An 11,281-nucleotide genomic window follows, 5' to 3' on the forward strand; every position below is an offset into this window, starting at 1 on the left:
AGCGCAAAGACGCTCCCCTGGATACTTCGCCTGATGTCCACTGCAATAACTTTGCTTTGTTCCCTCGGAATCAACAATTGGTCAAGTCTGGCGCCGATTTTCGCCTCTACTATTTCACTGAGTGTTCGTCGAAGACGTCCCCGTGGTCGCTACAAGTTCGAGAATGCTTTGCACAATCGATCTGTAGTCTTCGTCGCGGTAGTGGAACGGTTGCGGACCCCATTTGTGTTCTCTATTGATCCGGACCTGACTGCTAGTCTTTGTTACTGTTGAAGCGACCAGCGACTGGGAAACACTGCGGTATCGGACATAGTCTGCGTTTGCGGCCGCAGCTCTATCCGCATATTCTTCTGCTTCTGTCGGACGAACGTGTCGCAAGTTGGTCAGTGCTTCAGCGATCCCTTGCCCGCGAGACAGACCGCGGCTAGCTTCACGACTTCCGCGTTGTAGTCGGCGCCATTTGCGACCAATTTTGGCCAAACTATCGCTGTGCGGATGCAGGGCCCCGTCGAATGCACCGGCCCACTCAATGTCGAGCAGTATTGTCTTCTCCCACAACTCAGCGTTTTTGAGCCCCGCAATCAGTTTGCTGTACCCAGACTTCCACCGGTCGAAGTGTTCTCCCGTACCGAATTCGATTAGTCGAGCACCGTCGCGACGTGCTACACGCGCGGCACCACAAGACTCGACTTCGATCGAATTCGTCATAGTCGTACCGTCGGGGAACTTCCAGAATCCTCGTCGTTCATCGACCAAGTCGAGAAGGACAACGTCGAGGTCCCTAGCGTTCTTAACGATCCTCTCAATGCCGCTCCCCTTGAGGTCACTGCTGACCATTCGCTTCTGGAACGCGGAGGTCAGGTCGCTGAGATCGATTCCGGCTGTCCCATGCGGAGACTCCAGGCTCGTCACCGAGTGCCTGGCTACGTAAGCGACGACCTCAGCTTCGGGCATTAACTCCGCCGTATCACGGCTCACACAGGAACCAAAGATTGCGATCTTCATCGGTTCGAATCCTGATGGACGGCAGACGTTTCATCTTCCTGCCGCAAGCGCTGCCGCTCCTCATATCGCTCGTCGGCGATCTTGCGCGCGCGAGAAGCGAGTCTGCGGCCAGTGAAGTCATCGGCAGCGGCAACCGACGATGCGCGATCATTTGGATTTGCTGCCCTCAACACGACTCTGCTCTTCCTGGGATTCAGCCGCAACGGAGGCGAATCGGTAATTCGTGGGGCGCTCACCGCCTGAGAGGCAGGTTTGGGCAACGACGGGAACTTGGCCTTCGGCATCTCAGCGTCGAAGGTTTTCGGCCAGACCTGTTCTTCGGCAGCAGCCAGCATCGGAGTCGGAGTCTCTTCGACTACGACCGTGTCCTGGCGCTTCACATGGCGGGCCCGAGCGGCCTTCTTCTTAGACGGGCGCGCTGCATGCCGCGGGATGGGATTCTTGATGAGTTCGGGCTCGAGGATATTGATCTCTTCTTTGACGGCGTTACTCATCACATCGGCGAGGAGTTTGTCCGCGATATCTTCCTTGCCCTTGGCAACATTCCACGCCCACCACCGGTATTTCTCAGCGACAGCCTCGGCAGGACCGTTCATGAGGATCTCACCTCGGTGCATCCACACTGCGCGGGTACACAGCTCCTGAATCACTTTGGCGGCATGGTTGACGAGCAGAACCGTTCCTGCCTCGGCAAGGAGTTCGTCCATCGCACGTTCGCTTCTCTCGGCGAAGGTTGCGTCACCTGTCGAGAGGGCTTCGTCGATGAGCATGATCTTCGGCCGAGCCGCCAAAGCGATGGCGAAGCGCAACCTAGCGCCCATCCCCGACGAATACGTGCCCATAGGTCGGTGAATCGCAGCTCCCAATGCTGACAGCTCGACCACGTAGTCAAAGGCATCTTCGGCTTCTTCGGGCGAGAGCCCCATCGCAAGGCACCCAAGGCGCACATTCTCACTGCCGGACAAAGCTGGCTGGAGCGCCGCACTGACGCCGAGCAGGAGGGGTTGGTAACGAACCAGGATACGGCCTCTGTCGGGCTGCTCGACGCCAGCGACATTGCGGAGGAACGTCGACTTGCCTGAGCCATTAGCTCCGACGATACCGACCATCTCCCCCTCGCGCGCGACGAAGTTCACTCCTCTCAAAGCGCGGACAGTCGTCTGGCCTGCGCGTCCGGCGACTGCGTTGGAAAGTCGACGCAGCCCCGTAGCCCGTTGGCTCGGATCGTTGGTATTGACCGTGTACCGGACTTGGACGTTCTCCGCGATGATATTCGGTTCCTGGATTTCAGAGTCGACCATAGTTCTCCTCCCCTCTCCAGAAGAACAGGAAGCCGACGATGAGGAGGCCAAAGGCCCAGACCGCGCCGACGATCCACATCTTCGGATCCGAATCGACCCCGTAGAGCAGTGAATTGCGCACAAGTGTCAGATAGGCGTGCATCGGGTTGTACTGCATTGCCTCCAAGAGCGCCGGGTGACTTCCCAATCGGTCTTCGATGGAGAAGAACACCCCCGATCCGTAGAGCCAGAATCGGCTGACAATCGACATGAAGTTGGTGAGGTCCGGGATCTTGTGACCAAGACGCGCAAGTAAACAGGCGAGACCGACGTTGAAGAATGTCTGCAGAACAATGACAGGGATGACCAGAATGACTCGCCAGGTGATCACTTCAAGTGGGGGCACGACAGCGAGCACGATGACCATGACGAGCAAAGTCGGCATGAAGTCAAGGAAATTACGAACTACCGTGGAGATCGGAAGCGCGGCACGCGGGAATTGGAATCCCTTAATCATGGACGCACCGGATCGGATCGACCCGGTTCCGCCGGTCATGCACTTGCCTGTATAGCCGAAGACGAACACCCCGATAACGAGGAATCCGACGAAATTGTCGATTCCACGTGAGGTCTGCAGGATGAATCCGAAGACGAACCAGTAAGCGAGCACTGACAGCAGGGGATTGAGGAACAGCCAGCCGTATCCGAGTAAGTTCTTCCGCGTCGAGCTCGACATCTTGGCTCGAGACTCGGCGATGATGAAATGCCGGCGGTTCCACAAGGCGGCGAGGTAGCTGCTCAGGCTCGTCCGTCGACCAACGGGCACGAGGCCTTCACTCGACACGGACGGGATCGAACTCAGCCCAAGGGGGTTCTTCGCCTCACTCATCGCGCATCACTCCCCACGATTTGAGAATAGACCTGCCCATATCGTCGTCCGATTTCCTTCCACCTGAGCGTTGCAAGAACGTGTGCTCGTCCATTGTCCCCGAATCTTGCCCTCGCTGGGTCATCAGAGGCGAGCTCGGACAACAGTTCCGCGAGTTTCTGCGGGCTCTCCGGCGGTGTCCACAAACCTGCGCTGTCCGGAACCAGTTCACGCAGTGCCGGAAGGTCGGAGATGACAACTGGCCGCGCAAGACCCATCGCTTCGATCGGCTTGATCGGAGTGACCAGACGACAGACCGGCTCGTCCTTGCGCGGTACGACGATGGCGTCGAGGGCGAGTTGGTACTCAATTGCCTGAGCTTGAGAGACCCGACCGGTGAAGACTGCGTTCTCACCCAGAACTGCTGCACGCTCCCGCAGATCCGGCAGAGCGACACCGTCGCCGGCGATGAGGAGACGCAGATCCGTGCCCTGGCTCCGAGCCAGGACGACGGCATCGACGAGGTCGTCGAGGCCCTCATAGCCGACGATTGACGCCGCCGTTCCGACCCAGACCCCGTCGTCGGGCAGGCCGAGGCTTCTTCTCACTTCGGCCGGAGTGCGGGTGACATCAGTATCGACGACGGCTTCGGAGACCGAATTCGGAATGAGTGTGATGGTTTCAGCCGGCACTCCCCCGGCGATCAGGTGCGCACGCATCGTCTCGCCCAGAGTGATGACAGCGTCGGCAGCCGATGCGACTTCGATCTCCTTGGCCCGCATGAGCGCGAAGCGCTGACTGTCCCTCCGCGCAGAACGCTCTTCCTGGTTGCTACCTGCAGCCGCCCATGTCTCTTCCAGGACACCGCGGACTTCGTAGACCCACGGCAGGTCCGCTGCAGCCGCCGCCGCTCCAACAGCCAAGCCGTTGACGTAATGCGTTGTCGTGTGAAGGACCTGAGCACCACGTTGGTGCGCTTCTCCAGCGATGCGATTCGCCTGCTCGCTCAGCCGTTCGGATGGCGTGGGACGGGGTCTCAACGGCACATCACGGATGTACTCGACACCATCGATGACCTCGACCGGCCCCTGGCTCAAGCGACCGACGGTCACGGGATACGACGGGCGCGTGATCGCAGCCGCTTGATGGCCGGCCTCCGACAGAGTGGTGAGGATGGCATGTGACCGGTACGCATAGCCGGAGCGGGTATGCGGCAAGGAATTCGTCAGCACATGCAGCGCCGTCGGATGCTGACTTCGGTCATGATCCGCATGGCCGCGTATCCGACGAGCCGTGATATGGCTCGAAACCTCGGGCCACCATTGAGGTTGCAGACACTGTCGTTCATCGATCAGTCGTGTCCGGCGTGCGCCGTCGGGCAGAATTGCGATGGCTTCGTCGATGTGTCCCTTGGTCCACTCGATACGTGAGCTCAGAGCGCGGGCACCGGCGACAGCAGCAGCGATCGATTCGGCTTCGTCGAGGAGTCCCAGATTGAGTGCGATTTCGCCGAGTAGGCGTGACGTCGAGGGAGAACCTGCGACCAATGACTTCGCCACCGTCTCTTGTCCGAGCAGCCACGCAGATGCCGCCCGACTGGCGTCGCCCGGCAAGCGTCCGAGCGTGTGTCCGACGAAACGCGAGGCAGGGCCCGGCAGGCGACGTGCCAACTGCATACCGAAGAACACGCGGTCATCGTTGATGTGTCCGACCGTCGTCACAACGACGTTTGTCAGCTGTCGGGCGAGGAAGCGCAGGTTCACGAGACCACCTGCTCGAGGACGCGTTCGTAAGTGCGCCCCATTGCGGCGGCCGAAGCATGTCGAACCACCCAGTCGCGCGGGTTCTGATCTCCAGGCGGATTCGATCCGAACTCCTCACCGGCTTCGACTCGTTCTATCATCCTCGACATCGCCGCTGCTACGGAATCGACATCACCGGGAACCGCGACTTCTCCCGCCGCGGTCTGCGTGATGATGTCGGCGGCCTCACCGGCGACGACGCCGAGGACAGGAATTCGACGGGCCATCAACGAATAGAGCTTCGACGGGACTGTGCATTGATAGGAATCGAGGGAGCTGAGGCTGACCAATCCGGCATCTGCCCATTCCCAGTGGGCAGCGAGTTCGGCGCCTGCGATCTGGGGATGGAATTCGACCGGCACCCCATACGCCGCGGCTGTGGTTTTGAGCTCGCCGGTATCGACGCCGCCACCGACGATGCGCAGTCGCACACCTTCAGTGCGGGCCAAGGCGCGAACCGCGGTGCTGAGATCCTGGGATCGACCGACAGTGCCCACGTACAGCAGGTTGAGCCCTCGGCGATCGGCAGAAGTCGTGCCCTTGACGACGTCGCCGGCGGTGCCCGTCTCATCTGGGACAGGGACAACGGGGATCGCACCCGTGGCGGTCAGGCCGGACGCGCCTTCCAACTCCGCCGGTGAGACTCCACTGCGAACGACCTCGGCGGTCACTCCACGCTGTTCCAGGCGACGTTTGAAACCTTCAGTAGTGACGACGACGACCGCCGCACGCCGTTGGGCACGAGTGAGCAGGTCCGGCAGAAGTCGATGCTCGAGGCCGCGTGTCAGCGTCACGGGAAGATATCGCCCGACCGCTCCCGTCACCAAGTTCATTTCCGAAATGAGGTCCGGCCACGCATCGCGCACTTCAGCGACATGCGGCACTCGCAGCAGTCGCGACAGGGTGTCGCCCGCCAGCAGAAACGGCAGTGCCGGAGTCGTGGAGACGATGACGTCGGGACGCATTCTGCCCCGCAGCCGGTCAATGACAGCCGACATCGCACCCGTCGCCGATACCGTCTGATCGAGCAGCTGACGAGCCATCGACGATCCACTGTGCAGGTACGGCACGCGAAGGATCCGCTCACCGTCGACGCCGGTGTCCCATGTGCCGCCGAGGCGCACGTCGACTCGACGACGGCCCCGCCCGACCTTCGATCCGAAGAACCCGTTGCGGTCGGAATACGGGTAATGGGGATGCGGTGCCACCGTGATGACATCGTGTCCGGCAGCGCGCAGGTGGTCGACGAGAATCCGCCACCGTCGCTGCGGTGCACCGACCTCGGGATAGCAATAATGGCTGAGCAGAACGATTCTCATGCGGTCATCGTCTCTTTCAGCGCCCGTCGCCGTAGCCACAGCGGCAACAGCGCGTAGAGGGCGAGCAATCCGACCCAGAACACATGGGCCGGGTACGTCGTCGCCGTATTTCCGCTGATGAGAGTCGGGACAGCCATAATGCAGGCAAGGACACTCAGCGCGGCGTGGAAGAGCGAAACGGAACTGTGTGGCCAGCCCGCCTGCTGGATCTGCTGATAGATATGTTCACGATGAGGCAAGAGAATATTCTCTCCCCGAAACAGCCGTAGGACCAAAGTGAGTCCGACGTCGAAGAAGACGAAGATCATCGGTGCGATGATGACGACGATCGGGATGCCTTGGACGAACAGCCACACCGCGAGAGCGAAGACGGCCGCTCCGATCCCGTAGCTTCCCGTGTCTCCGAGGAACGCCTTGGCCCGACCGAGGTTGAACGGGAGGAACCCGACAGCAGCACCAGCCAACGCCAGAGCCAGCAGAGCGATATCGTTCTCTCCTACCCAGGAACCGACGAAGGCGAACCATCCGGCCGTGACGATGGTCCATTCGGTGACATAGCCATTGAGTCCGTCGACGAAGTTCACAGCGTTGACCGTGGTCACTCCGATGACAGCGAAGGCGATCACGTGGGCGATTCCCTGGGTGGAGAACATCGCGATGATCGCGCTGAACAGCAGAGCCAGGATGACCTGTCCGATCAGTCGCCCGGCAGGGCGCAGGGAGTCGAGGTCGTCGCTCATCCCGATGGCCGAATAGCACCAGGTGAGGACCAGGAAACCGATCGCCAGGAGCACGCCGCCGAGACCGAAGACCCCGTCTTCGCTGACGCTCCAGACCATGGCGAGAATCGTGGCCACGGTGATACCGCAGCCGATGGCGATTCCCCCGCCGCGTACGGTCGACAGCGTATGCGAGGAGCGATGAGAAGGGACATCAACGACCCCCGCTCGACGCAGCAGCGGAAAGGCCATGAGGGCGCTGAGAACCGTGACCACCGCGGCCACAACCAGGATCACCAGCGACTGCAGAGCCATCAGAGGCCGACTCCGGTGTCATGGGGGTCTGCGCCTGACTCGGGGGTTCTTGACGTTGTCGCTGCCGGCTCGATGGCCTCCGTCGCGTCACAGGTGGTCGGTGCCGGCTCGGAGTCGAGGAGACGCGTCAGGTGCTCTTCGAGGCCCGACCTGTGAGTGAAAACCCGCGGGTCACGTGATTCGGCGACCAGGGCACCGAGTTTCTCAAGATCGATCGGAGCGATCGGCACCTGAGTGATCAGCGGATGGTTGGGGCGGCTGTCGACCTCACCGGGCGACAGAAGGGCTTCAGTCAGCTTCTCCCCCGGGCGCAGGCCCGTGTAGACGATCTGCGCATCGCTGCGACCTGACAGCGCGATCACTCTCTTGGCGAGGGCCGCGATGCGGATCGGTTCGCCCATGTCAAGGACCAAGGTCTCTCCAGGGCCGCCGATCGCTGCGGCCTGAAGGACGAGTTCACAGGCCTCATCGGCGGTCATGAAGTACCGGGTGACCTCGGGATCGGTGACTGTGACGGGGTCTCCGGCCGCCACCTGGGCCACAAAGGTCTCGAGTACGGACCCCCGGGATCCGAGCACATTCCCGAACCGCACCGACATATAACGTCGCCCGGTTGCGGCTGCCACAGAGGCGATCGCCCGTTCGATGGAGAACTTCGTCCGCCCCAGCACTGAGGTCGCACCAGCGGCTTTGTCGGTGGAGATGTGGACGAAGGAATCGACGTCGTGAGCCACGGCCGCGTTGAGCAGGTCGAGGCTGGCTCCGATGTTGGTGCGCACGGCCTGCTCCGGGAAACGCTCAAGGAAAGTCAGGTGTTTGAGAGCCGCGGCGTGGAAGATGATGTCCGGCTTCGCCTCGGCGACGAGGGCATCGATGAATGGCGGATCTCGCAGGTCTCCGAGGACGAGGTCATCACTGGTCAGAAGGGCTGACCCCTCGAGACCGAGCTCAGTGGCGTGCAGGCCGGATTCGTCCCGGTCGGTCATGATGAGTCGGGCCGGATCGAACCGGGCGACCTGACGGCACAGCTGTGAACCGATGGAGCCGCCTGCACCGGTGACGAGGACGACCTTGTCGGTGATCGCCGAAGCGATGTCGTCGATATTCGTCGAGATCGGTTTGCGTCCGATGAGGTCTTCGAGACTGACATCCCGAAAGCTTCGGTGACGCAGGTCGGCGACATCATGGACGTCAGGCTCGGGACGTGCCAACGCGGAGTCCGAGAGTTTCGGCATGATCTTGATCTCGACCGGCCGGGATTCGAGATTCGACGCGATCCGGGAGAGCTCTTCGGGCGGCAGGTCAGCGATCGCAATGATAACGGCCCCGGCGCCGGTGCGATCGACATGGATGGCGATGTCGGAGATCGGCCCGAGCACGCGGATTCCGTTGTAGCGCAGATGCCGCTTGGCCGGGTCATCGTCGAGGATGCCGACAGCGACGAACTCATTGTGAGTATCCTGGGCGATCATATCGAGAGCGAGCATGCCCTGGTTTCCCGCGCCGACGACGATTGTGGGCCGGGACGCACCGGACGTGGTGAGGCTGCGTTGCCTCAAGTTGCGACGAATCCAGTTCTCGAGGCTCTTGACCACGACCATGAGCGCTCCCGCTGTAATGGGGACGCTGGTCGGGATGAGCAGTCTACTGGCGAAGGCGAATTCGGCCACCCACATGATTCCGACGCCCAGAGCAACCGTTCCCACGATTGCTGCGAACTGATCGGTCGAACCACGTCGGTAGCGACCGCGGTAGATCGCCAGGGGCCCGCCGATGACGAAGACGATCAGACCAACCGCCGAACAGACGAGCATTCCCGGCACATTGACGAGAGACGCATGGAAGTCGTACCTCACGAGCGTCATCGATGCGACGAGGAACGCGAAGACGAGACCATCGATGAGTGACAGAGCCATGGCTCTGCCGTGCCGCCTCATTGGGGTCCGTGAGGGAATGGGCCCTGTGTTGCTTCCCACTGTCCTCTTTTCCCTCGTCTTACATGGCTTGGTTCAACCCAGTCTACGATTGCGCCGTGTACATCTCGCGGCAGCCGACCGAGCTTCTTGCAACCTCTTGATTGTACTATTGGGCTTGTCAGCTTCCACACAGGGAGACTGCTAAAAGCGTTAAGAAATGGTTTCATTTCGGTTGCCCCACTGCAAGTAGAGTCGGGTATATCCCGTTACGCTCGCGCTTACTTGAACCGGGTCTCTGCGAAACAGGACTTTGCGCGATTCTGATCAGGTCGAAAGGATCCGACTGTGCCTCAAACCCCTCTTCGCACATTGCGGGCCGGTCTCTGGCATCTGCGCCACGGCGGCCCAGCTCAATTCTCAAAGTGGAGGCGCCGTCGAAATCTTCACCAAGGAGTTGCCGACGGGCGGACGACCGATCAGCTCACTGCGGACAATCTGCTAGAGGCGTTTCCTGCAGCTCCGAATTCCGATCGTCGGCCTGTGTTCGACGATCTCAGAGTTGGCACCATCCTCGACGAGTTCTCAGCGGAGAGCTTCGGTTACGAATGGGCGATTGTCCCCCTGAAACGCGATGGCTGGAAATCGCAGTTGGGCTCGGTCGACTTCGTCTTCATCGAATCAGCATGGAATGGCAATGGTGGGGACTGGAAGTTCAAGCTCACTGGCACCGCCGGACCAAGCCCCGAGGTTGTCGAACTGCTGGCGGAGTGTCGTCATCGCAAAATCCCAACAGTCTTCTGGAACAAGGAGGATCCCCCGCACTTCGAGGATTTCCTGCCCCTGGCCGAACTCTGTGATGTCGTCTTCACGAGCGATGTCCGGCTCATCCCCGAGTATCAAGCCAAACTGGGTCATGATCGAGTCGCAGCGTTACCGTTCGCGGCTCAGCCGGCGATCCACAATCCTTCGCGGCCAGCGTACAATTTCGCCGCCCGGGACATTGCATTTGCGGGGATGTACTTCGCACACAAGTTCCCCGAGCGCCGCCAGCAGATGGACCTTCTCCTCGGTGCCGCAGCCGCCGTCTCGGGCCGAATGCAACACGGACTCGAGATCTTCTCCCGTTTCCTCGGCGAGGATGAACGGTATCAATTCCCGGGCGCGTTGGCCGAGCACGTAGTCGGGTCCCTGCCGTACCGGAACCTGCTGACGGCTTACAAATATTTCAAAGTGTTCCTCAACGTCAACTCCGTGGTCGACTCGCCCAGTATGTGTGCTCGACGCATCTTCGAGATCACAGCGGCAGGAACTCCCGTAGTGACGACACCGAGCGCAGCGACGAAGGCGTTCTTCCCGATAGACGAAGTTGCTCAGCCAGAGACCAAGGAAGATGCAGAATTCGTGCTCCGCTCCCTCGTACGCAGCAAAGAGTTGCGGGATCGAACCGTACACAAAGCTCAGCGGCGCATTTGGGCAGAGCACACGTATACCCATAGAGCTATATCCGTTATGGATGCACTTGCCATCGACCACACGGACCCGATAAGCGCCTCGGTATCGGCAGTCGTTTCGACCAACCGGCCTCAGCACCTCGAGAAGATCATCTCAACGCACGCTCAGCAAACTCATGCCAACCGGGAACTCGTCCTTGTCGCCCACGGTTTCACAGTCCCTACGGATTTCGCTCGACGCGCTACCGACTCCGGAATCGAGAACTTCCAGATCCTTGAGGTCGACTCAACCGAATCGCTCGGCGAGTGCCTCAACCGCGGCATATCGGCGGCTGGAGGCGACGTCATCGCCAAGATGGACGATGACGATATCTACGGCGCGCACTACCTTTCCGATCAGCTGGCCGCACTTCGGTACTCGGGCGCAGACCTCGTCGGGAAACAAGCACACTACCTCTACCTCACGTCCCGCGATATCGGGCTCATCGTAAATAAGAGTGTAGAACCGGTCTGAAACCACCGGACTCAAGTAGGCACCTCGCGATGTAATGAGTCAGGTTACGAAACCCGAGTGCCGATCCTCGAAGGTGCTCGAGCCGACCATTG

At 60.7% G+C, this 11,281-nt stretch carries 8 protein-coding genes; 1 reads left to right on the top strand and 7 read right to left on the bottom strand.

Going from position 1 to position 11,281, the window contains the following annotated elements; genetic code table 11:
- Nucleotides 1-114 precede the first annotated feature (114 nt).
- The 7 genes from BAUR9175_RS16330 to BAUR9175_RS16360 are packed head-to-tail and all read right to left on the bottom strand — an operon-like array spanning nt 115 to nt 9,224.
- Nucleotides 115-1,005 (bottom strand): DUF6270 domain-containing protein, encoded by an 891-nt coding sequence (locus BAUR9175_RS16330; protein WP_101584532.1) that lies wholly within the window; start codon nt 1,003-1,005, stop codon nt 115-117.
- Entirely contained in the window at nt 1,002-2,306 is a 1,305-nt protein-coding gene (locus BAUR9175_RS16335; RefSeq protein ID WP_101584534.1) for an ABC transporter ATP-binding protein, read from the bottom strand. The genes BAUR9175_RS16330 and BAUR9175_RS16335 overlap by 4 nt, the downstream gene beginning before the upstream one ends.
- Nucleotides 2,293-3,174, bottom strand: coding sequence for an ABC transporter permease (locus tag BAUR9175_RS16340; RefSeq protein ID WP_101584535.1), 882 nt, complete (start codon nt 3,172-3,174; stop codon nt 2,293-2,295). Before BAUR9175_RS16340 ends, BAUR9175_RS16335 begins: the two co-directional genes overlap by 14 nt.
- Nucleotides 3,171-4,916 carry a glycosyltransferase family 4 protein gene (locus BAUR9175_RS16345; protein WP_101584537.1) on the bottom strand — a complete coding sequence of 582 codons (1,746 nt, stop codon included), beginning with the start codon at nt 4,914-4,916 and terminating at the stop codon, nt 3,171-3,173. The genes BAUR9175_RS16340 and BAUR9175_RS16345 overlap by 4 nt, the downstream gene beginning before the upstream one ends.
- The gene (locus BAUR9175_RS16350) at nt 4,913-6,274 is read right to left on the bottom strand and encodes a glycosyltransferase family 4 protein (RefSeq protein WP_101584539.1); all 1,362 of its coding nucleotides are present in this window, start codon (nt 6,272-6,274) and stop codon (nt 4,913-4,915) included. Before BAUR9175_RS16350 ends, BAUR9175_RS16345 begins: the two co-directional genes overlap by 4 nt.
- Complete coding sequence (locus BAUR9175_RS16355; protein ID WP_101584541.1) at nt 6,271-7,308, bottom strand: MraY family glycosyltransferase; 1,038 nt, start codon at nt 7,306-7,308, stop codon at nt 6,271-6,273. The genes BAUR9175_RS16350 and BAUR9175_RS16355 overlap by 4 nt, the downstream gene beginning before the upstream one ends.
- On the bottom strand, nt 7,308-9,224 hold the full coding sequence (locus BAUR9175_RS16360) for a polysaccharide biosynthesis protein (RefSeq protein ID WP_180959267.1): 1,917 nt from the start codon (nt 9,222-9,224) through the stop codon (nt 7,308-7,310). The genes BAUR9175_RS16355 and BAUR9175_RS16360 overlap by 1 nt, the downstream gene beginning before the upstream one ends.
- Before the next feature lie 540 nt (nt 9,225-9,764).
- Here BAUR9175_RS16360 and BAUR9175_RS16365 point away from each other — a divergent pair.
- A complete protein-coding gene (locus BAUR9175_RS16365; RefSeq protein WP_257944361.1) occupies nt 9,765-11,189 on the top strand; it encodes a glycosyltransferase family protein in 1,425 nt (474 codons plus the stop codon).
- Nucleotides 11,190-11,281: the final 92 nt, after the last annotated feature.

Origin of the sequence: Brevibacterium aurantiacum, assembly GCF_900169065.1 — a bacterium.
Taxonomy (GTDB): Bacteria; Actinomycetota; Actinomycetes; order Actinomycetales; family Brevibacteriaceae; genus Brevibacterium; species Brevibacterium aurantiacum.